Below are 21,292 nucleotides of genomic sequence, written 5' to 3'. Positions count from 1 at the left end.
GCGTGTCGAGCATCGCCCCCGAGGAGTCGCTGACCGCCCAGACCTACCGCACGCTCCGCCGCGAGATCATCCTCGGCCGCTACCCGCAGGGGTCGCGTCTGGTCGAGTCGACGCTGGCGAGCGAGTTGAACGTGTCACGGCTGCCGATACGCGAGGCGGTGCCGCAGCTCGAGAACGAGGGCTTCGTGCGCACCCTGCCCCGGCGCAGCTCCCGCGTCTCGGAGTGGACCGCCGCCGACGTCACCGAGCTCTTCGACGTGCGGCTCAGCCTCGAGACGCTGGCGGCGCGCCTGGCCGCGCAGCGGGTGGCCGGGGGAGTGTCACCGCAGCCGCTGCACGACGCGATCGCCGCCGAGCACCGTGCGCTCGACAGCGAGGACTGGCTGCTCGTCGCCGAGACCAGCACGATCGTGCACGAGGCGATCGTCGACATCGCCGGCAGCGCGCTGCTCGGCTCGCTGATGCGGGCGGTCAGCGGGCGGATGACGTGGCTGTTCTACCTCACGTCCGCTCGCGACCAGCATCAGCAGTCCGACGAGCACCAGGGGCTCCTGGAGGCGATCCTCGCCGGCAACGACCGCCTCGCCGAGTCGATCGCCTACACCCACATCGAGAAGGGCCGCGCCCCGTCGCTGCAGCTGCTCGGGACGGCGGCTCACGAGGACCGAGCGCACTGAGGGAACCCCGAACCGTCGAGGCCGGCCCGGAGGACGGGCGCCCTCGACAGCCCGGGGTTCCCTCGGTGTCAGGCTGCGCGGCGGCGCAGCAGCAGCATCCCTCCTCCGAGCAGGAGCGCGAGCGCGCCCACCGGCAGGAGCGACAGGTCGGCGCCCGTCGCGGCGAGGGCGTCGTGCCTGCCCGCCGCCGGCGCGGCGGTCGGAGTCGTCACGGGGACGACGACCGCGGTCGGCTCGGGCGTCGGAGCCGGCGTCACCGGGGGCTCCGTCGGCACGGGCGCGGGCGTCGGCGCCGTCGCCTCCTGCGCGAGCACCGGCACCGTCGACCAGTCGATGTCGCTCGCCAGGCCGTACGAGGTGTACGACGGCTGGTTGTAGGCGGTGTTCTGGCGTGCGACCTCGACCCGGTACTGCGGGTCGTGCATCAGCGTCGTCAGCTTGCGGTCGGTGACCTCGGTGCTCGAGTAGATCCGGATCGCGCTCGAGTCGGCCGTGGGCAGCAGCAGCTCCTCGCGCCAGTCGCCCCGCACGTCGGCGACCAGGGAGGCGTTCCCCTTGGTCCCGTTGTTCGTCACCGTGCCGTCGGCCGAGAGCAGCACCGTGCCGTCGCCGGTGACGATCGTCGGAGTGACCGGAGTCGCGTCCTGCATCGTCGTGCTCGCCACGATCTGCGTCGTCATGTCGGCGGCCCAGCGGATGCTCTGGTTGGTGCCGGGCTGCGTGTCCGAGAGCGGCTCGCCGGCGGCCGACAGCTCGCCGATCGCCCACACCTCCTGGCCCGGGATCGCCGGGTCGATGTCGCCGATCATCCCGCGCCCGGTGTCCTTGCCGGAGTAGGCGCCGAAGAGCACCTCGCCGGTCGCGGCGTCGCGCAGCGCGTAGCCGTAGGGGGCGCCGACTCCGCCCTCGTGCACAGTGAAGATCTCGAGGCCCGGGCGCGCGGGGTCGATGTCGGTCACGTGCATCGCGTCGCCGTGGCCGAGCTTCGCCTCCGTGCCGGGGGCGGAGCTGCCCTCGGGGAGGGTGTCGTACGAGCTGTAGAGCAGGCTGCCGTCGTCGTCGAGGGTCGCGGAGCCGTAGACGATCTCCTGGCGGCCGTCGCCGTCGACATCCGCTGCGCTGAGGGAGTGGAAGCCCTGCGTGGTGAGCGTCGCCCATTCGGGGCTGGTCCCCTCCCGGCCGTGCGGGGTGTCGTTGAAGGGGTTCGTCAGCGGGACGTGGCCGCTGTCGGCGACCCACCGCGTCGTGAGCGAGGTGCCGTCCCAGTCGTAGGCGACGACGACCGCGCGGGTGTAGTAGCCGCGGGCGAAGACGGCCGACCGGGTCTCGCCGTCGAACGAGGCGACTCCGGCGAGGAAGCGGTCGTTGCGGTTGCCCGGCTCGATCCGCGAGTAGGCGTAGTCGCCCCAGAGCAGGCCGTCGTCCCCGCGGCCCGGTTCGTAGGCGACGGTCTCGAGCTCGGCACCCGATTCGCCGTCGAACACGGTGAGGTACTCGGGTCCGTCGAGGATGAAGCCCTCGAAGGTGCGGAGGTCGTTGCGATCGCTGCGGCCGGGGGCGTAGACGTCGAGGAAGTAGTCGACGAGCTCGGTGGCGCCGGCGCGGTCGAGCGGGTACGAGTGGGTCGGAGCGATGCCGAACGCCTCCTCGAGGGTCGCGGGCCACTGGCCGCTCGTCACCTCCTCGCGGGTGCCCCAGCCCTCGAACACTCCGATGAGGTGCTCGCGGTAGTCGGCGGCCGAGAGGCGGTAGTCGTCGGCGGGCGTGACTCCCGCGGCGACGTCCTCGGGGAGCAGGGTGATCGACTCCGCCTGCGCCGGGTCACCGCCGCGCAGCGTCACGGTGCCCGGCGCGGTCTTCGTCATGATCTCGGAGCGGCCGTCGCCGTCGAAGTCCGAGACCATGAACTGCGTGTAGTGGGCGCCCGAGCGGATGTTCACGCCCAGGTCGATGCGGTGCAGCAGCGTGCCGTCGGCCTCGTAGGTGTCGAGGTAGGTGCTGCCGGTGTAGCCCTTCTGCGAGACGTCCTTCGCGTTCGAGGGGTACCACTTGACGACGTACTCGTAGTCGCCGTCGCCGTCCATGTCGCCGACGCTCATGTCGTTGGCGCTGTACGTGTAGGCCTCGCCGGCGGGCGTGACGCCGTCGGCCGGCTTCTGCAGCGGCAGGGTCTCGAACGCGTCGGCGGAGGCGGTGGCCGGCGCGCTGGGGTCGCCCGGCTCCCCGTCCACCAGGGCCACCACGCGGTACTCGTCGCCGGGAGAGCCGACCGGGTCGTGCAGGTTGGTGCTGTCGGTGACCACACCGACGCGCTCCGCTCCGCGGTAGACGGCGAAGTCGGCGCCGATCATCCCCTTGTCGGAGGAGCCGGTCACCTCCGTCGCGAGCAGCCGCCAGCTGACGAAGACGCCGCCGTCGGGCGAGGCGAGCGCGACGACGCCGCGGTCGAGATCCTCGAGCTGCGCGGTGAGGACGGGGTTCGCGGGGGCGGCGGTCTGAGCGGAGGCGGGCCCCGCGGCGGCGAGCGCGACGCTCGCGACGAGCGCGAGTCCGACTCCGGAGCGGAGCGCGCAGCGGCGCAGCGGAGTCTCTGCGCGGCGTGTTCGGGCAGCGGTACGTGAACGTGAATTCGGCATTGAATCCCTCGGCATCGATGGCGCCGAGCTGCTGGAATGCGTTTTCCCTCGGCCGTGCCACCCTATGTGAAACCTTTCAGAGAGGTCAACGCCTCCGACCTCGGCAGGATCGTGCTGGGCTACTCGATCAGCGAGGGGGTTACCAGGAGTCGTCGGAGTCGGCCTCGTCGGAGGTGTCGGCGGCGATCATCTCGACGATGGTGTCGACGGTCAGCCAGGGGCCGTTGCTGACCTCGCCGATCTTCTCGCGGTCCTTGAAGACGACGATGCGGTCGCTCAGCCGCACCACCTCCTCGAGTTCCGAGGAGATGTACACGACCGAGACCCCCTCCTTCGCGAGCTGCGCGATGTGCGCCTGGATCTCGACCTTCGACGCCACATCGATGCCGCGCGCGGGCTCGTCGAGCACCAGCAGGCGCGGCCGGGTGGCGAGCCAGCGCGCGAGGACCACCTTCTGCTGGTTGCCTCCGGAGAGGTACTTGACCGGCATGTCCGGGTCGGCGGGGGTGATGTTGAGCGCCTCGACGTAGGTCGCCACGAGCGTGTCGGTCTCGGCCGCCGACAGCGGGTGCGCCCAGCCGCGCAGCGCCTGCAGGCCCAGCACGAGGTTCTCGCGGAGGGACAGGTCGCCGATGATGCCGTCCTCGCGGCGGTTCTCGCTCGAGTGCGCGATGCGGTTCCGCAGACCCGAGACCGGGTCGGAGATCTGCGCCGGCTCTCCGTCGATGAGCACGCGGCCGCTGTCGGCCTTCTCGACGCCGCTCAGGAGGGAGGCGAGCTCGGTGCGTCCGGAGCCGCGCAGCCCTGCGAACCCGACGATCTCGCCGCGGTGCAGCTCGAGGTCGGTCGGCGCGACCGCTCCGCGTCGCCCGATGCCGTACGCGCGGTAGATCGCGGGCCCCGTCGGCTGCTTGCGGTGCTCGCGGCGGTCGGAGCCGATCTGACGCAGCGCCTCGATGTCCTCGCCGATCATCTTCGCGATCAGCTCGGCGCGGTCCATCGCGCGCGCCGGGTACTCGCCGACGGTGCGGCCGTCGCGCAGCACGGTCACCCGGTCGGACAGCGTGAGGACCTGCTCGAGGAAGTGCGACACGAACACGATCGCGACTCCCTGGCCGCGCAGCCTCCGCAGCACCGCGAACAGGCGGGCGACGTCGCCGAGGTCGAGGCTCGAGGTCGGCTCGTCGAGGATCAGCACGCGGGGCCGGTCGACCATGGCGCGCCCGATGGCGACCAGCTGGCGGATCGCGGGGGAGAGCGAGCGCAGCGGCAGGTGCGGGTCGAGGTCGCCGAGGCCGAGCTCGGTGAGCATCTCGGCCGCCCGGCTGTGGGTGCGCGCCCACGAGATGCCGAGGCGCCCGCGGATCTCGTGGCCGATCATCACGTTCTCGCCGATGCTGAGGTTGTCGGTCAGCCGCTCGTCCTGGAACACGGCCGTGATGCCGGCGGCCTTCGCGTCGGCGGGTCCGGAGAAGCGGCGCGCGACCCCGTCGAGCACGATCGTGCCCGCGTCGGGCTGGTGGATGCCGGTGAGCGTCTTGATCAGCGTCGACTTGCCCGCGCCGTTCTCGCCCATCAGTCCGTGGATCTCGCCCGGGACCAGCCGCAGGCTCGCACCCTCGAGCGCCGGGCCGGACGAGAAGGAGACGCTGATCCCCGTCATCTCGACGACGGGGTCGGCGCAGCGCGGAGTCGTCCTCGACTGGAATGCCACGTGCCGTCCTCGGTTCGTGTCGGGCGCGTCGTCGGGAACGACGCGCCAGGATGCCGCTGATGATACGCGAGGGCGGCCCCGCGGATCACCCCCCTCGGGTCAGGCCCGCGGGGGAGCCGTCGACTCGCGGACGATGAGCTCGGTGGCGATCCGCGTGCGCTGGGGGATCTCCTGGCCGCGGATCCGCGCGTGGATCACCTCGGCGACGGTGGTGCCGAGCTTGTCGAAGTCCTGCCGCACGGTCGTCAGCGGGGGCAGGAAGTGCCGCGCGGTCGGCAGGTCGTCGAAGCCGACGATGCTGACGTCCTCGGGCACCCGGATGCCGCGCTCGACGAGACCGTGGATCACTCCGAGCGCCATCTCGTCGTTGGCGACGACCATGGCGGTGAAGTCGGGGATCGCGCGCAGGCTCTTCGCGAAGTCGTAGCCGGAGTCGGGGGTCCAGTCGCCGACGACGATCGGCCGCTCGTGCATCCCCCATGCCTTCGCACGGGTGTGGAAGGCGCGCTCGCGGGCGCGGGCATCGAGCCAGTCGAGGGGGCCCGACATGTGCAGCACGTCACGGTGGCCGAGGGAGGCGAGGTGGTCGACGGCCTGGCTCATTCCGCCCTGCTGATCGACCGAGACGGTGAGGAAGCTCGGGTCCTTGTCGGACTTGACGACCAGGGTCGGCACGCCGATCTCGACGGTGCGCAGCGTCGCGACGGAGGAGGAGCGTGGCGCGATCACGCACAGCGCGTCGATCCCGAGACCCGAGAGGTGATTGATGGCGTCGACGGGCGACATGTCCCTGTCGTCGCGGAGAGCGACGGAGGTGACCGAGTAGCCCTTCTCGCGGGCGGCCCGCTCGATCGCGCGCAGAGTGCTCGAGGGGCCGAACTCCGCTCCGCTCTCGATCATCACGCCGATGCGGTCGGTGCGCTGCGTGACGAGCGAGCGGGCGGCGATGTTGGGCCGGTAGTTCAGCTCGTCGACGGCCTCGAGGACCTTCTGGCGGGTCGACTCCTTGATGTTCGGGTGCCCGCTGAGCACCCGCGAGACGGTCATGTGCGAGACGCCCGCAACCGCGGCGACATGCCGGAGGTTCGGCCGATCGGCCATGGACGCGGACCTCCTCCGCTCCCCTGACGGGAGAGCCGTGCACCCCCGGTGCGAGCGGATGTCGAGGGCTCGGCATCGCGGGTCCGTCCAGCATAGTCAGCCGGAGCAGTGCGGCCGCGAGCGCCTCCCACTGCGCGCCGCGCCGGTCGCCGCTCACTCCGAGACGAGAAGGACGAGCGTGCGCGCACCCGGCTCGCCGCCCGCCGAGCGGACGCTGAGCACGCCGATGCCGATGTCCCAGTTCGTGGTCCAGACGGGCAGGCCGACGGGGAACGCGACCTCGACGTCGACCGCGCGGCCGAGGAGGCTCGGGAACGCGAGCGACGTCTCTCCGGCGTCGTCGCCCCGGTCCCAGAGCGAGAGCGCGATCCGGTCGCCCCGGCGCAGCGCGGAGGCGACCCAGCGGTCGGTCCAGCCGGGCAGCCCGAGGGGCCAGAGCGGCGTCGACTCGATCAGGAGCGGGCGCAGCTCGGCGGCCGTCCGCACCGCCTCGGCGACGAGCGTCCGCTGGTGCGGCCGCATCCGATCGAGGTGACCCGAGAGGTAGAAGCGGCCCGCGAGCCCGGTGACGAGCGTGAAGGCGAGGGCTTCGTCGCTCATCTCCGGCTGCGGGTAGGCCCAGTTCGCGGCCTGCTCGGGGAGCATCGAGAGTGCCGCGGAGGCGGCGATCGGCGGGTAGAGCAGCGGGTCCTGCTGGTCGGAGGTCGACTGCAGCTGCATCCGCGAGAGCAGTGCGGAGTCGGCGCGCATCGCTCCCGAGGCGCAGTTCTCGAGCACCAGCCGCGGGTGGCGATCGAGGACGCCGTCGATCCAGTCGAGGTGGGCGCGGTCGTGGGCGAGCAGTCCTGCTCCGGCGCTCGCCGCCTCCCGATCGGTGCCGGGGCCCGGGTCGATGTTGTAGTCGAGCTTGAAGTACCCGACGCCGAGGTCGCGGACGAGCCGATCGACGGTCTCGTCGAGGTGCGCGAGCGCGGCGGGATGGCGCAGGTCGAGGTGGAACCGGCCGCTCTCCTCCACCCGGACGCCGCCACGCGAGAGGAACGCCTCGTCGGGGAGCGTCGCGGCCATCGGGCTGTTCACGCCGATCACCTCGGGTTCGAGCCAGAGCCCTGGAACCATGCCGCGGCTCCGGATCGCGTCGACCACCTCGCCGAGCCCGCCCGGGAACCGGGTGCTCGACGGCGTCCATTCGCCGACCGTGTCCCACCACGACGCCGTCTCGGCGTACCAGCCCGCGTCGATGCAGAACGTCTCGGCGCCCACCTCGGCCGCCGCCGCGACGAGGGGGAGGAGCTTCTCGGTGGTCGGGTCGCCGACGAGCGTGTTCATGTAGTCGTTGAAGACGAGGGTCGGCAGGGAGTCGTCGGGGTGCGCGCGCCGCGCGAGCCGCTTCGCTCCGGTGAGCGCCGCGGCGGCCGCCTCGAGCTCGTCGCCGACGGCGACGAGCGCCGGCACGGAGGTGAACGTGTCCCCGGGTGCGAGCATCTCCGACCACTGGTGGTCGCGGTCCGTCGGACCGGAGAGGGCGAGGTAGGCGTCGCCGATCTGCTCGCCGACCTCCCAGCGCCACGGGCCGTTGTGCGCGACCTCGCACAGCCAGGTGACGTCCTGTCTGCTCGAGCGGAGCGCGGCGATCGGGAGGGAGCCGCCGGTCGACCAGGTTCCCGTGGTGGCGCGGACGACGGATTCGCGGGCCGGCTGATCCGCGAGCCCGGGGTGCAGGTCGGGCAGCAGCCCGCGGAGGTCGCGGGCCACCCAGCGTCCCTCGCCGAGCCACTCGCTGCGGCCCTCGAGCAGCTCCCAATCGGCGGCCGGGTCGGCCGCGGCGCCGGCATCGAGCCGGGTGCCGAGCGGCATCGCCCAGCTGGTGACCGCGGTGAGCAGGAGGCGCCCGGCGCCCCTGTTCTCGACGGTGGTCGTCGCGCGGAAGGCCCCGTCGAGAGCGTCGATGGTCGTGGTCGCGCAGACGCCGTCGCCGGTCGTCGACACGATGCGCAGAGTCCGGCCGGGCTCCTCCTCGTGCGAGACGTAGCGGAGCGAGTCGCCGATCGCGGTCTGCACGAGCCGGTCGGTCGCGGTGACGTGTCCGCGGCCGGCGGCGAGGATGCCGACGAGTGGCAGCGGGTGATCGAAGCCGATCTCGAGCTCTCCGGCGACGAGTCGGGCGAGGCTCACGGGCTGCTCGGGGGAGTGGTGGAAGTCGAGCCGGAGGCGGCCCGCGCGCCACGAGACCGTCAGCGGCCCGTCCGCGGAGGTGTCGTCATCGGAGTCGGGCAGCGCTGCCATGGGAGGTCTCTCTGGTGAGGGGGAGCGCCCGACGCCGTCGGTCGCGCGAGGGATTGAAGAGTACCGGCGCGAAGGCTGTCGGCGGGGACCCGTTCTCGAGTGACCCCGGAGGGGCGTACCGAGACCCGCCGCAGCCGGGAAGGAGGTCTGTGGACCTGGTCCTCCGGCGGTGGTGGACCTCGATACGCCCGCTTCGTGGGCTTCGGGCTCGATCAGCAGGGATCGCCCGGCCTCAGCTGAGAGCAGGGCTCGCAGCAGAAGCGCTGCCTGCTCGTCAGCCGCAGCTCCGTGCGGAGTACGGCGCCGTGACGGTCGCGGAGACCGGCTTGCCACCGACCGTGGCGGTCGCGGTGACCGTGGCCTCACCGGCGGCGAGCTGTGCCGCGCGCACCGTGTAGGCGGCGGAGGCGCTCGCGCCCGGCTTCACAGCGGCGAACGTCTTTACGCCCTCCGTCGTGCGCACGGTCACGTCCATCGGCACGGTGTCGCCGTTCTTGGCGACGACGGTCAGCACCGGCTTGCCCGCGACGCAGCGCGAGGAGGCCGTGGCCGTGACCTTCAGCGACGCCTGCACGGTGACCGTGGCGGTCACCGGCATCCGCGACGCGTCCTGCGCGACTCCCGAGACCGTGAAGGTCCCGGCGGCGGCGTAGGAGCTCGGCGCGACGGCGTCCCAGGTGACGGCGACCGACTGCGTCGCACCGGTCTTCGTCGTGATCTGGGCGCCGGGCAGCACGGGGGCGGTGCCGGCCTGGGTCGTGACGGCGATCGGAGCGACCGAGGCCACCGCGATCGAGGGCGCGAGGCCCTCGAGCACCTTCTGGTACTCGGCGCGGGTCACCGGGATGACCGTGCCGTGGCGGGGCTTGCCTCCGTCGGAGTTCTGCGGGAGGTTCGTCCGCAGCTTCGCTCCGAGCGGCTGCCACGAGTCCCCGTCCGCCAGGTCGTCCGAGCCGAACGGGATGTAGTGGTTCGGGCCGCCGTGGTAGTCGGGCTGGTCGATGAACAGGAACCAGTCGAGCCCGTTCACGTCGCCCTCGTTGGCCGGGAACACGTTCGGGCCCTCACCGCTCGTGAAGGTGCCGCCGGGCTCGCCGTTGGGCAGACCGGAGGCGACGCGCTCCTTGACCAGGGTCCACTCGTCCGCGGGTCCCGAGGTGCCGGGCAGGGTTCCGCTGATGGTGGCGAGCAGGTCGGTGCTCTTCTCCTCGCGCAGCGTCATCGACGCCTCGTCCTTGGTGAAGCGGTAGTAGGTGTCGCCGTCCTTCGCGATCGTGGAGTCGATGGTGCCGCGGCCGGTGCCGCGCTTGACGTCGATCCACGGCTTCGCCTCCGAGAAGGTGACGAAGTCGTCGGTCGTCGCGTACATCATCTGGTTGTAGGTGACCGCGGTGCGGTCGGCCGCGTTCGCGGTCGGGTACATGTTCGACGCCCAGAACACCACGTAGGTGTCGAGCTCGTCGTCCCAGTACGCCTCCGGGGCCCAGGTGTTGCCGGCGAAGTCGGTCGAGACCTTCACGTGGCGCTGCGCCGACCAGTTCACGAGGTCGGTGGACTCCCACACCTCGATGTACTTCGAGCCCGACTTCTGGGCCGTGTCGAATCCTCCGGCGAGGCCGTCGATCTTGAGGTCGGTGGCGAGCATGAAGAACTTGTCGCCCTCGGGGGAGCGGACGATGAACGGATCGCGCAGGCCCTGCGTGCCCTGCGTCGAGGTGAACACCGGCTGTCCGCCGTTGAGGGTGTTCCAGCTCAGCGCGTCGTCGCCCTTCGAGGCGGCGAGGCTGACGCGCTCGGCGCCGGCGCCCTCACCGGTGAAGAACGCCCACACGTAGGCCTCGGTGTCGTCGGTCCCGGCGGGGAGCGGCTGGAGGCGCAGCGTGATGTCGCGCGTCTTCGTGACGGATCCGCTGGTCGCGGTCGCGCGGACGACGACGTCGATCGCCGGGGAGCCCGCCTGCGGCCGGTCGACGTCGATCGTGCGGCTGTCGGCGGTGCTGCCGGAGCGCACGGTGGCGCCGGATCCCACGACGCTCCACGTGATGCTCGAGCCGAGCGCTCCGCGCGCGGGCACCGAGACGTCGGTGCGGACGTCGGAGGCGTTCGGGATGCTGATCGCGTCGAGGTCGCGCTGGGCCTTGTCGGCATCGGCGACGTCGGCGAGGACCTTCACGGGGTAGTCGACCGAGCGGGTGTCGGTGCCCGAGGTGTACGTCGCGGTGAGCGTGACGGACGCGTCGGGGGAGCCGGCCGCGGGGCGGGTGACCGTCGCGGTCGCTCCGTTCACGGTGACCGCCGGGTCGTTCGAGCGCCAGGTGATCGCGACTCCGGAGGAGCTGGCGGGCAGGGCGAAGCCGGCCGTCGCCTCCGTGGGGATCGTCACCGACGCCATCGCGCGGTCGATCGCCTCGGAGGAGTAGAGCGCCTTCACGGTGTCGGCGCTGAGCGCGCTGCCGTAGACGGCGAAGTCGTCCACGTCGCCACTCCAGCCGGGGTCGTTGTAGGTGGAGCGCGCGAGGTAGGCGACGAGGGAGGTGCCGAACGAGGCGACATCGCGCGCGATCGCATTCTGGCTGATGCGGGTGCCGTTGATGTAGACCGACAGGGTGCCGGTGGTGCCGTCGATGACGGTCGTGTAGAGGGAGAGTCCCGCGGGGGTCTTGGCGCCCGTGGTGCCGGCGTTCGTGGATCCGGGGCCCACCTCGGTGCCCCAGGGGGCGCCGGCGTTCACGGAGTCGGTGACGACCGACTTCACGTAGCCCGACGGGTTGCTCGGGTTGAGCAGCCAGTAGCCGGCCGAGTGGGAGGCGCCGGTGGCGACGGGCGCTCCGACGAACGCGGCGGCGACGTTGCCCGGGCCCGAGCGGGGCGAGAGCCAGGTCGAGAAGGTGAGGTCCTTCTTGCCGACCAGGCCGGCGGTGGGGATGTCGAGGTAGGGGGCGGCGGAGGCGGATCCGCCCGGCAGGCTGATGCGGCCGTTGCCGAAGGTGGCGCCCGTGCGGCGCACCGTGGCGTCGTAGCCGTTGCCGCTCGAGTCGGCCACCGTGGTGCCGTTCGGCGCGGTGTCGAACGTGTAGTGCAGGAGCGGCTTCTCCGTCGCTCCGAAGGCGGAGCCGGGGACAGCGGCCCCGAGCAGCGCCGTGGCGGCGACGGTGGCGACCGCCAGAGCGGTCCTCACCGCCGATCGTGATCGTGTCATCAAGAACGTCCTCGTGGTCGATGCGGCGACGGAGGCACGACCCGCGGACGGATCCGTGCACCCTCGCACAGATTGTTAACGTGAACATCATAGGAGCGCGCGGTTCAGGGGGGCCAGCCCCGAACCGTGCGCATCGAGCCCGCTGCTCAGGGCGTGCGCCACTCGCGGAGGAACTCCTCGGTGGTCTTCGTCTCGAGGTCGAGCTCGACCTGGCCGAGCAGGTGGTGCGGGTCGCCGATGTCGGCCTTCGTGCGGATGACCTCGGCGCCGGTGTCGAGGCGGGTGACCACCAGGTCGTGGACGGTGACGATCCCTCCACCCAGCGCCGCGTCGATCGCCATCCGCAGGCCGCTGAAGCGTCGGAGGCGGAGCTCGGCCCGCAGGTGCTCGGCCGCGACCTCGCGGCCGTCGTACTCGTCCTCACCCACGCCGACACTGTAGCGACCGGGTTCCGTCTGCTGGACTGTGCCGCATGATCCGTTCCGGCCGCGAGCCGCTCGCCGTGCTGGTGCAGCCGGTGCTGACGGGCGCCGCCGCGCTGACCCTCGGCAGGCGGGCGGGGCCGCTCGACCAGCGGCTGTTCACGGTGGGTCCGCGCGAGCCGGCGGTCCTCCGGGCGCTGGGGGTCGGGCGCTTCGGGAGGATGCTCGACCGGACGGGCTGGAACCGGCGGATCACGCGCCTGCGTGCCTACGACGGCACCCGCGCGGGTCTCGCGGCCCTCGATCAGCACACCCGGCGCTCGGAGCTCGTGCACCTCGTGTGCACCGCGGGCGGCGTCGCCTTCGCCGCGGCCGCCCTCCTGCGCGGCGCGCGGAGCGAAGCGGTGGGGCTCCTGGCCACGACGATCGTGCTGCAGCTCTACCCGGCGCTGCTGCAGCGGCTCGTGCGATCGCGCATCCAGACGCTCCGGCGTCGGGACCTCGCATCCGGGCACGGCAAGCTGGAGGGATGACTGCGCCGACACCTCCCACCAGCCTCGACCGGGTCCGCGTCCGAGGCGCCCGCGAGAACAACCTGAAGGGTGTCGATGTCGACATCCCCCGCGACGCCCTCGTCGCCTTCACCGGCGTCTCGGGCTCGGGCAAGAGCTCGCTCGCGTTCGGCACCCTCTATGCGGAGGCGCAGCGCCGCTACTTCGAGTCGGTCGCGCCGTACGCGCGTCGGCTGATCGACCAGGTCGGTGTGCCCGATGTCGACTCGATCGAGGGGCTGCCTCCGGCGGTCGCCCTGCCGCAACGGCGCTCCGGCGGATCGGCGCGCTCGACGGTCGGCAGCGCGACCACCCTCTCGAGCGTCGTGCGGATGGTCTTCTCGCGGGTCGGCCGGTATCCGGAGGGGGCGCCGATGCTCCTCGCCGAGGACTTCTCGGCGAACACCGTCCAGGGCGCCTGCCCGACCTGCCACGGCATCGGGCGGGTCTACGACGTCCCGGAGGAGCTGATGGTGCCGGACGACACCCTCTCGATCCGCGACGGCGCCCTCGCCGCCTGGCCGACGGCCTGGCACGGCAAGCAGCTGCGCGACAGCCTGATCTCGCTCGGCTACGACATCGACGTCCCGTGGCGCTCCCTTCCCCGCAAGGAGAGGGACTGGATCCTGCACACCCCCGACTCGCCGCAGGTGCCCGTCTGGACCGACCGCTCGCCCGCCGAGGTGCGCGAGGCCGTCGCCGCCGGCGTCGAGCCGCGCTACATGAGCACGTTCCTCGGGGTCGAGCGCTACGTGCTCGACACCTTCGCGGGCTCGAAGAGCGCCCGGATGCGCGAGCGCGCGGCGACGTTCATGGTGAGCGTCGCGTGCGGCAGTTGCCACGGCAAGCGTCTGAAGCCCGAGGCGCTGGCCGTCACCTTCGAGGGCCGCGACATCACCGAGCTCTCGGCCCTCCCGCTCGAGGACCTCGTGGTCGTGCTGAAGCGGGTGCTCGAGCCGGGCTGGATGCCCGCGGACGGCGCTGCGCAGACGCGACTGGCCGCGCAGCGCCTGGTCGAGGACCTGGTCGGGCGGATGTCGCCGATCATCGACCTCGGTCTCGGCTACCTCTCCCTCGACCGCTCGACGCCGACCCTCTCCTCCGGCGAGCTGCAGCGGATGCGCCTCGCCACCCAGGTGCTCTCGCGGCTGTTCGGCGTCGTGTTCGTCCTCGACGAGCCCTCCACGGGCCTCCACCCGGCCGACACGGAGGCGCTCCTCGGCATCCTGCGGACCCTGCGCTCCACCGGCAACACGGTCTTCTTCGTCGAGCACTCCCTCGAGGTCATCCGCCAGGCCGACTGGATCGTCGACATCGGCCCGGCCGCCGGGTCCGGCGGCGGCACGGTCGTCTACTCGGGCGAGCTCGACGGGCTGCCGGGCGCCCGCGACTCCGTCACCCGCCGCTACCTCTTCCCCGAGGGCGAGGCCGCGCCGCTGCGCACCCGCCGGACGGCGGAGGCGCAGATCGAGCTCGCAGGAGTCGCGCGCAACAACCTCCGCGACCTCGCCGTCTCGTTCCCGGTCGGGGTCCTGACCGCCGTCACGGGCGTCTCCGGATCGGGCAAGTCGACCCTGGTGAACCAGGCGCTCCCCGATCTCCTGCGCGCGTCCCTTCGCGCCGACGTCGCCGAGGACACCGCCGCCGCGGAGGACGGGCGATCGGACGACGATCCGCTGCTCGACTCGACCGCGAGCAGCGTCACCCTCGGCAGCGCGACGGGCCCGTCCGAGCGCCTCCGCCGCGTCGTTCAGGTCAGCCAGACGCCCATCGGCCGCACCTCGCGCTCGAACGTGGCGACCTACACCGGCCTGTTCGACCGGGTGCGGGCGCTGTTCGCGGCGACTCCGGAGGCGAAGCGCCGCCGCTTCGGCGCGAGCCGGTTCTCGTTCAACCTGCCGAGCGGCCGCTGCCCGGTCTGCAAGGGCGAGGGCTCGATCGAGGTCGAGCTGCTGTTCCTCCCCACCGTCGAGGCGCCGTGCGCGACCTGCGGAGGCACGCGCTACAACCCCGAGACCCTCGAGGTGACGCTGAACGGGCAGACGATCGCCGACGTCCTCGCGCTCAGCGTCACCGCGGCCCGCGAGGTCTTCGCCGGCGAGCCGGAGGTGGTGCGGCACCTCGACGCGCTGCTCGACGTGGGCCTCGGCTACGTCTCGCTCGGCCAGCCGGCCCCCGAGCTCTCGGGAGGCGAGGCCCAGCGGGTCAAGCTCGCCTCGGAGCTGCGCCGAGCCCAGCGCGGCGACACGCTGTACCTCCTCGACGAGCCGACCTCGGGTCTGCACCCCGCTGACGCCGACCGCCTCCTCGAGCACCTGCAGCACCTCGTCGACGCGGGCAACACCGTCATCGTCGTCGAGCACGACATGCGGATCGTCGCCGACGCCGACTGGATCATCGACCTGGGGCCGGGAGCGGGCCAGGCGGGCGGCTCGATCGTGGCGACGGGCACTCCGGAGGAGGTCGCGCAGTCCGGGGGGAGCCGGACCGCTCCCTACCTAATGGAGGCGCTCGACCGGAGAGGCGCTCGCGGGCCGCGGGTCTGAGCGGCGTCCTCGGAGGCCGTCAGTCCGGATCGACGGTCAGTGTCCATCCGCCCCGGATGTTGCCGCCGAAGGCGTACAGCGGCAGCACCGAGGTCCCGCCCGCGTTGGTGCAGGCGGCGTCGCCCACCACGACCTGGCAGACGCTGCCGTTCTCGTAGTCCGCCACGGAGAAGTTCACGATCCGCCACCGGGCAACGACAGCACCGCCCGCCTCCTCCGGCTCGGAGGAGGTGATCGTCCACGACGCCAGCGCCCGACGACCCGAGTCGCAGTACCGGCCGTCGAGGGTCTGGTCGTAGCGGATGTCGGTGTAGTAGCCACCGAGCCAGGACTCGAAGGGGACGGCTTCGGAGTCGGTACCGGGGTCGACCAGGTTCACGCACCGGTCGATGCCCGGATCGGCATGGATCTCGACCTGACGGCCGTCATCACTGTCGGCCGGCAGGGCGACCGGGACGGTGTACTCCAGCGGTGCCGGGGGCCGCCTGTCCGTCCACCGATAGCCCAGCTGACCGTCGCTCTCCAGCGTGGCGGCATCGGTGGCCTCGATCGGAGAGTACGGGTCCGCCACCTCCGGGCTCGTCGCGCGGAGGTCGTTGCCGATGATCGCACCCCCGATCTCGGCGATCAACGAGGCGATGATCCCGACGGGCGAGAGGGCCAGCGCCGCGAGGATCGCGGTACCGCCGGAGCCGAGCGACGTCGTGGCGGAGTTGCCGTCGATCGCGTAGATGCGCCAGGTGTCGACGAGGTCGAGGTTGTCGTAGAACTCGATGTCCCAGCTGAGGGTGCTCGCCTCGAAGAAGCACGAGCCGTCCGAGATCGGCTGCCACTCGAGCGTTCCCCGGAACGTCGTCTCGCCGTCGGGGCGGCCGAACCCGAAGACCTGCTCGTCGTCGTAGGGTGCCTCGCCGCGTTCGAAGACGCAGTTGTTGACGTCGCGCGGACCTCCCCAGACGCGCCGGGTGACCACGTAGCCGGTCTCGGGAGCATCGCGGACGGTGAAGGTGAGCCTCTGCACGGCGCTCCCGACGGCGGGCGCGGTGGGCCCGATCGTGGGCGAGGGCTCGATCGTGGGCGTCGCCGTGCTCGTCGGCTCGTCCGACGGTGACACGGAGGCGATCGGGCTCGGCTCCGTGGTGACGGCGACGGCCGGGATCCGCCCGCCGCCGACGCAGCCGGACAGTGCAGACGCATGAGCGGGCGCGCCGACCGACACCGAGACCAGGAGGGCGGCGACGACGGCGAGTGCGGTGAACACGCGTGAGCGGGTGCGCCGGCTGCGGTGCCGCAGGGCGACGACGACGAGTCCCGTCACAACGAGGACACCGGCGATCAGAGTCGCGGCGATCGGATCCGCGCCGGTCGCGGCGAGACAAGAGGTCATGGTGGTCCTTCGATCGGGCGTCCGCCCGCTGCACGCGATGAGGAGGCGGGGCTGCCGGAGCCTCGGCTGACGGTAGCGCCGCACGGCGACGCCGGACACCCCCCGAAAAAACGGCCGAACGCGACGGCTCGATACCTCCCGGGGGCGCTCGAGCAGCGCGGGGTGAGCCCTCGCGAGATGCCACTTCGGTACGCCTGCATCGGCGTGTCGTGTACTCAAGTGGCATCTCGCGTCTCCGGACGAGGGGCGCACGAGCCTGGGCGTTATCGATTCGTTATCAGAAACGCGGGGCGGCGACCAAACCGGCAACACCCTGCGAACGGGCAGGTCAAGAGCGAATCATGACTCCCATGAAACAGACAGCAGCACCGACGCGGACCCCTCGCCTGCGGTTCCTCGCGCTCGCCGCGTTCGCCGGCATCGTCGTCGCCGGGGTGCTGCTCGCGGTCGCCGAGCTCGTCGCCCTCCTCGTCGCCCGCACGGCCAGCCCCGTCCTCGCCCTCGGCGCGTTCGTGGTCGACATCGTGCCGCGGCCCGTCAAGGAGTTCGCGATCACGACGTTCGGCGAGAACGACAAGATCTTCCTGCTCATCGGCATCGGCGTCGCCGTGCTGGTGGCGGCCGCCGTCGCCGGCGTGCTGCAGCTGATCCGCCCGCCGCTCGGCCAGATCCTCCTGATCATCGCCGGCGGCCTCTCGATCGCCGCGATCGTCACCCGCACCGGAGCGACGCCGCTCTCGGCGGTGCCCACGCTGGTCGGCCTCCTGGTCGCCCTCGTCGTGATGCACATGACGATCTCGCGGCTGCGCCGCTGGCGCACCGCGCGGGCCTCGGAGGCGAGGGGAACAGGCCCCGAGGCCCGGCCGGCCGGCATCGAGCGCCGCGGCTTCCTCCGCGTCACCCTGATCGCCGCGGTCGGCGCCGCGGTCGTCGGCACCGGCGCCCGCCTGGTCAATGCCGCGACCTCGTCGCTGGCCAGCGTCCGCGAGGCGCTGCGCCTCCCGAGCCCCCGCACCACCGTGACGGTGCCGGCCGGCGCCGAGCTCGACATCGACGGGCTCTCACCGCTCTACACTCCCAACGCCGATTTCTACCGCGTCGACACTGCGCTGACAGTCCCCTCCGTCGACCCGTCGACCTGGACCCTGAAGATCAGCGGCATGGTCGACGAAGAAGTGACGCTCACCTTCCAGCAGCTGCTCGACATGGGTCTCGACGAGTACGGCGTCACCCTCACCTGCGTCTCGAACGAGGTCGGCGGCGGTCTCGTCGGCAACGCGAAGTGGCTCGGCGTGCCGATCCGCGACGTTCTGGCGCTCGCGGGAGTCCAGAGCGGCGCCGACATGGTGCTCTCGACCAGCACCGACGGCTACACCGCCAGCACTCCGCTCGGCGCCCTGACCGACGACGGGCTCGATGCGATCCTCGCCGTCGGCATGAACGGCGAGCCGCTGCCTCTCGAGCACGGATTCCCGGTGCGGATGGTCGTCCCGGGCCTGTACGGCTACGTCTCGGCGACCAAGTGGCTGACCGAGCTGAAGGTGACCACCTTCGCGGCCGACGAGGCCTACTGGACCCCGCGCGGCTACTCCGCCGAGGCCCCGATCAAGATGTCGTCGCGCATCGACACCCCTCGCATCGACGCCGCCATCCCCGCCGGCCCGACCAAGATCGCGGGCATGGCGTGGGCGCAGTCGATCGGCATCGAGAAGGTCGAGGTCAGCATCGACGACGGCGACTGGCAGGCCGCGACGCTGTCGACGCCGGTGAACCTCGACACCTGGGTGCAGTGGTACGTCGACTGGCAGGCCGAGAGCGGATCGCACTACGTCGCCGTCCGCGCCACCGACGCCAACGGCATGCTGCAGATCGAGGACCGCGCGCCCATCGCTCCGAACGGATCGAGTGGCTGGCAGCGCACCCTCGTCCGCGTGAGCTGACGCGCCGCCGCCGTCTCTGCGCCGAGGCAGCCAGCTTCTCGCCGAGACACCGCCGTCTGCGCGGTGTCTCGGCGAAGAGCCGGGTGTCTCGGCGCAGGCGTCAGACAGTGCGGCGGAAGGAGGACGCGTGGTGCTCCGGGGCGATGTGCGCGCCGCCGCCGAGCAGGCGCTCGCGGAAGGTGGCGCCGGTCGCGGGCGGATCGAGGCGGCCTCGGCGGCGCAGCTCCGGCTGCACCAGCTCGATGAAGTCGGTCAGTGACGCGATGCCGAACACCGCCTCGAGCATGATGCCGTCGAGGTCGGTCTCGTCCATCATCCGCTCGAGCTCGTCGGCGACCTCGATGGGGTCGCCGGTGACCGCGAAGCCGCGGGTGCCCTTGCCCTTGAGCTCGTCGAGGATCTCGCGCACGGTCGGCGCGGTGCCGTCGGGCCGCGTCAGGAAGCGCTCGATGTTGCTGGTGCCCATCTGCCCGGCCTGGTCGTCGAGCACGAGCTGCTCGGCGAGCGTGCGGTCGAGGTCGTACTCGAGCAGGTCCACGCCGGTGTTGCCCGCGTAGTAGTGCGCGGCGAGCTCGTCGCTCTGCAGGGCGTCGAACTCGGCACGGAGGCGCGCGGCGTCCTCGGAGGTCTCACCCACCACGACCGTGACTCCGACCATGACCTTGATCGCGGAGCCGTCGCGCCCGTTCTCGTCGGCGCGGCGGCGGATGTCGGCGATGTCGGAGGCGACCTTCGCGTAGCTCGATCCCTGCACGAACACGCACTCGGCGTTCTTCGCGGCGAACGCCCGGCCGACCGGCGAGGTGCCCGCCTGGAACAGCAGTGGCGAGCGCTGCGGCGACGGCGGCAGCGTGTGGTACCCGTGCGAGCGGTAGAACTCGCCCTCGTAGGCGACCGGGTGGATCTTCTCCGGGTCGGCGAACACGTTGGCCTCGTGGTCGAGCACGATCGCGTCGTCGTCGTTGCCACCCTCCCAGAACGAGAAGGCGACGTCGACGTACTCCTGCGCCGCGCGGTAGCGCTCGTCGTGCGGCACCATCGTCGCCTGCCCCAGCATCGCGGCCATCGTGTTCTGGGAGGCGCCGGTGACGATGTTCCAGCCGATCCGCCCGTTCGTCACGTGGTCGAGCGTCGAGAACTTGCGGACGGCGTGCAGCGGGTGGTCGGCTCCGGTGGTCGAGGTGACCACGAAGTTGAGCCGCTCCGTCCCGACCGCCAGCGCGGGGATGAGGTAGGCGCCGTCGAGCGAGAAGGTCATGCCGGCCTCCACCAGCACGTCCGAGAGCTCGCCGCGGCGGGAGGAGTAGCCGAACGAGCCGCCGGCGAAGAAGAGGAAGTCGAAGTCGGCGTCCTCCAGCACCTGCGCCATCCGGATCCAGTAGCCGATGTCGCGGAAGTCGCCGTCGCGGCTGCGCGGGTGGGACCAGCTGATCGTGCCGCCGACGTGCGGCGTGCCTGCTTCGAACACTCCGAGGACGATCTTCTTCATGCTCTCCCGCATTCTCCGAGCCTCATCGAAGGGGATGTTTCCCCCTCGTCACGACGCCGTTTCCGACGCCCGCATCGCCCGAGAAGCCCGTGATCACGCGGCTTGACAGGGATGAACCATTTGGTTCACGATAGCGGAGAAAAGGGCGCACCACTCTCCCTCTCCTTCCTCTCCCGAACGAAAGGGCACTCCGTGGCCACGCTCGCCCTCACCCGCATCGAGGACGCCCTCGCGCACGTCCCCTCCGCCGTCGCGGCCGTCGCGGCCCTGGTCGACGGCGTCCCCGAGGGGCTCGTCGCCACCTCTCTCAGCGTCGGCGCCTCGTTCGACCCGCCGCTGGTGATGTTCGCGGTTCGGGAGGCGTCCACCACCTGGCCGCTCCTGCGCACCTCCCCGCGCATCGGTGTCTCGATGCTGGCGGCGGAGCAGGCCGCGGCCACCCACCGCCTCGCCTCGCGCACCCGGCACAGCCGTTTCGAGGGTCTGGCGCGGGAGGAGCGCGAGGGTGGCGCGGTGCTGCTCGGCGGATCCTCCCTCCGCTTCGAGTGCTCGGTGCACGCCGAGACGCCCGCGGGCGATCACCGCGTCGTCCTCCTCCGCGTGCACTCGCTCGAGGTCGACACCGCGGTCGAGCCGCTCGTCTACCACCGCTCCGGCTTCCGCGAGCTCCGCGACGCGAGCTGAGCGCTACGCTGACCGGCGACCGCGACGGAGAGGCCGCCATCATGATCACGACACCGACGAGGCGGACCCAGCTCCTCGAGAGCATCGTCGACCACATCCTCGAGCACGGTGTCGCCTCCGTCTCGCTCCGGGCCCTCGCCCGGGCGGCCGACTCGAACAACCGGATGCTCCTCTACTACTTCGGCTCGCGTGCCGCCCTGCTCTCGGAGGCGATGATCGTCGCCGCGCGGCGGTTCCCGGACATGCAGCGTGCCGCCGACGAGCTGCTGGTGCCAGGGCGGTCCCTGGCGGAGCGGCTGGACCGCTCGTGGGTCGCGCTGGCCTCCTCCGCGAACCGCCCGTTCCTCCGCCTGTTCTTCCAGGTCTTCGGGCTCGCCGCGTTCGAGCAGGCCGAGGAGTGGCGGGCGATGCGGGCGCGGTTCGACGAGTTCCTGCAGCCCGAGCTGCGTCGCGCTCTCGCCGAGTCGGGAGTCCCGGAGGAGGAGGTGCCCGTCGCCGCGCGCGAGATCGTCGCGTTCTGGCGCGGCCTCGAGATCCTGCTCATCTCGATCGAGGACGACGCCGGTGTCGACGCGGTGCGCCGCCGCGGGCACGAGGATCTGCTGGCGCGACTGGCGCCTCCGCAACCGGGTGCGACGACTCCCGGGCCCGCCTAGCCTT

The 21,292-nt window shown here is 71.8% G+C and carries 14 protein-coding genes; 6 read left to right on the top strand and 8 right to left on the bottom strand.

What is annotated here, in order from left to right; genetic code table 11:
- The first annotated feature begins 2 nt into the window (after window positions 1-2).
- Window positions 3-677 (top strand): GntR family transcriptional regulator, encoded by a 675-nt coding sequence (locus ASG06_RS04605; RefSeq protein WP_056039117.1) that lies wholly within the window; start codon window positions 3-5, stop codon window positions 675-677.
- Between the two features lie 68 nt (window positions 678-745).
- On the opposite strand, the gene ASG06_RS04600 is transcribed toward ASG06_RS04605, so the two are convergent.
- The 6 genes from ASG06_RS04600 to ASG06_RS04575 all read right to left on the bottom strand — a co-directional run bounded on the left by ASG06_RS04600 (window position 746) and on the right by ASG06_RS04575 (window position 12,041).
- The gene (locus ASG06_RS04600; RefSeq protein WP_162238998.1) at window positions 746-3,313 is read right to left on the bottom strand and encodes a rhamnogalacturonan lyase; all 2,568 of its coding nucleotides are present in this window, start codon (window positions 3,311-3,313) and stop codon (window positions 746-748) included.
- 139 nt (window positions 3,314-3,452) lie between these two features.
- Window positions 3,453-5,027 (bottom strand): sugar ABC transporter ATP-binding protein, encoded by a 1,575-nt coding sequence (locus ASG06_RS04595; protein WP_327205481.1) that lies wholly within the window; start codon window positions 5,025-5,027, stop codon window positions 3,453-3,455.
- A gap of 99 nt (window positions 5,028-5,126) precedes the next feature.
- A complete protein-coding gene (locus ASG06_RS04590; RefSeq protein WP_056039113.1) occupies window positions 5,127-6,128 on the bottom strand; it encodes a LacI family DNA-binding transcriptional regulator in 1,002 nt (333 codons plus the stop codon).
- A gap of 153 nt (window positions 6,129-6,281) precedes the next feature.
- A complete protein-coding gene (locus ASG06_RS04585; protein WP_056039110.1) occupies window positions 6,282-8,414 on the bottom strand; it encodes a glycoside hydrolase family 36 protein in 2,133 nt (710 codons plus the stop codon).
- 274 nt (window positions 8,415-8,688) lie between these two features.
- Entirely contained in the window at window positions 8,689-11,613 is a 2,925-nt protein-coding gene (locus ASG06_RS04580; RefSeq protein WP_082498937.1) for an immunoglobulin-like domain-containing protein, read from the bottom strand.
- Between the two features lie 146 nt (window positions 11,614-11,759).
- Window positions 11,760-12,041 (bottom strand): hypothetical protein, encoded by a 282-nt coding sequence (locus ASG06_RS04575; RefSeq protein ID WP_056039104.1) that lies wholly within the window; start codon window positions 12,039-12,041, stop codon window positions 11,760-11,762.
- Window positions 12,042-12,085: 44 nt separating this feature from the next.
- Between ASG06_RS04575 and ASG06_RS04570 the strand changes: the two genes are divergently transcribed.
- Both ASG06_RS04570 and ASG06_RS04565 read left to right on the top strand, forming a co-directional pair.
- Window positions 12,086-12,568 carry a hypothetical protein gene (locus ASG06_RS04570; protein WP_056039101.1) on the top strand — a complete coding sequence of 161 codons (483 nt, stop codon included), beginning with the start codon at window positions 12,086-12,088 and terminating at the stop codon, window positions 12,566-12,568.
- Entirely contained in the window at window positions 12,565-15,132 is a 2,568-nt protein-coding gene (locus ASG06_RS04565; RefSeq protein ID WP_056039098.1) for an excinuclease ABC subunit UvrA, read from the top strand. Before ASG06_RS04570 ends, ASG06_RS04565 begins: the two co-directional genes overlap by 4 nt.
- Window positions 15,133-15,151: 19 nt before the next feature.
- On the opposite strand, the gene ASG06_RS04560 is transcribed toward ASG06_RS04565, so the two are convergent.
- Window positions 15,152-16,519: a hypothetical protein gene (locus tag ASG06_RS04560; RefSeq protein ID WP_056039096.1), complete on the bottom strand. Its 1,368-nt coding sequence runs from the start codon at window positions 16,517-16,519 to the stop codon at window positions 15,152-15,154.
- Between the two features lie 350 nt (window positions 16,520-16,869).
- Between ASG06_RS04560 and ASG06_RS04555 the strand changes: the two genes are divergently transcribed.
- Window positions 16,870-18,459 carry a molybdopterin-dependent oxidoreductase gene (locus ASG06_RS04555; protein ID WP_056040485.1) on the top strand — a complete coding sequence of 530 codons (1,590 nt, stop codon included), beginning with the start codon at window positions 16,870-16,872 and terminating at the stop codon, window positions 18,457-18,459.
- A 100-nt stretch (window positions 18,460-18,559) separates the two neighbouring features.
- On the opposite strand, the gene ASG06_RS04550 is transcribed toward ASG06_RS04555, so the two are convergent.
- On the bottom strand, window positions 18,560-19,948 hold the full coding sequence (locus ASG06_RS04550; RefSeq protein WP_162238997.1) for an NtaA/DmoA family FMN-dependent monooxygenase: 1,389 nt from the start codon (window positions 19,946-19,948) through the stop codon (window positions 18,560-18,562).
- 192 nt (window positions 19,949-20,140) lie between these two features.
- Here ASG06_RS04550 and ASG06_RS04545 point away from each other — a divergent pair, with 192 nt between their 5' ends.
- On the top strand, window positions 20,141-20,632 hold the full coding sequence (locus ASG06_RS04545) for a flavin reductase family protein (protein WP_056039092.1): 492 nt from the start codon (window positions 20,141-20,143) through the stop codon (window positions 20,630-20,632).
- 41 nt (window positions 20,633-20,673) lie between these two features.
- Window positions 20,674-21,288 (top strand): TetR/AcrR family transcriptional regulator, encoded by a 615-nt coding sequence (locus ASG06_RS04540; protein WP_056039090.1) that lies wholly within the window; start codon window positions 20,674-20,676, stop codon window positions 21,286-21,288.
- The last annotated feature ends 4 nt before the right edge of the window (window positions 21,289-21,292 follow it).

This window comes from Rathayibacter sp. Leaf185 (assembly GCF_001423885.1).
In the GTDB taxonomy this organism is placed as follows: domain Bacteria; phylum Actinomycetota; class Actinomycetes; order Actinomycetales; family Microbacteriaceae; genus Rathayibacter.
This window is presented reverse-complemented; position numbering and strand designations above follow the sequence as displayed.

Bases quoted from the DNA above. Each gene is read 5' to 3' on its own strand.
- ASG06_RS04600 (WP_162238998.1), bottom strand. From the start codon at position 3,313: ATGCCGAATTCACGTTCACGTACCGCTGCCCGAACACGCCGCGCAGAG.
- ASG06_RS04590 (WP_056039113.1), bottom strand. From the start codon at position 6,128: ATGGCCGATCGGCCGAACCTCCGGCATGTCGCCGCGGTTGCGGGCGTC.
- ASG06_RS04585 (WP_056039110.1), bottom strand. From the start codon at position 8,414: ATGGCAGCGCTGCCCGACTCCGATGACGACACCTCCGCGGACGGGCCG.
- ASG06_RS04580 (WP_082498937.1), bottom strand. From the start codon at position 11,613: ATGACACGATCACGATCGGCGGTGAGGACCGCTCTGGCGGTCGCCACC.
- ASG06_RS04570 (WP_056039101.1), top strand. From the start codon at position 12,086: ATGATCCGTTCCGGCCGCGAGCCGCTCGCCGTGCTGGTGCAGCCGGTG.
- ASG06_RS04565 (WP_056039098.1), top strand. From the start codon at position 12,565: ATGACTGCGCCGACACCTCCCACCAGCCTCGACCGGGTCCGCGTCCGA.
- ASG06_RS04560 (WP_056039096.1), bottom strand. From the start codon at position 16,519: ATGACCTCTTGTCTCGCCGCGACCGGCGCGGATCCGATCGCCGCGACT.
- ASG06_RS04555 (WP_056040485.1), top strand. From the start codon at position 16,870: ATGAAACAGACAGCAGCACCGACGCGGACCCCTCGCCTGCGGTTCCTC.
- ASG06_RS04550 (WP_162238997.1), bottom strand. From the start codon at position 19,948: ATGAAGAAGATCGTCCTCGGAGTGTTCGAAGCAGGCACGCCGCACGTC.
- ASG06_RS04540 (WP_056039090.1), top strand. From the start codon at position 20,674: ATGATCACGACACCGACGAGGCGGACCCAGCTCCTCGAGAGCATCGTC.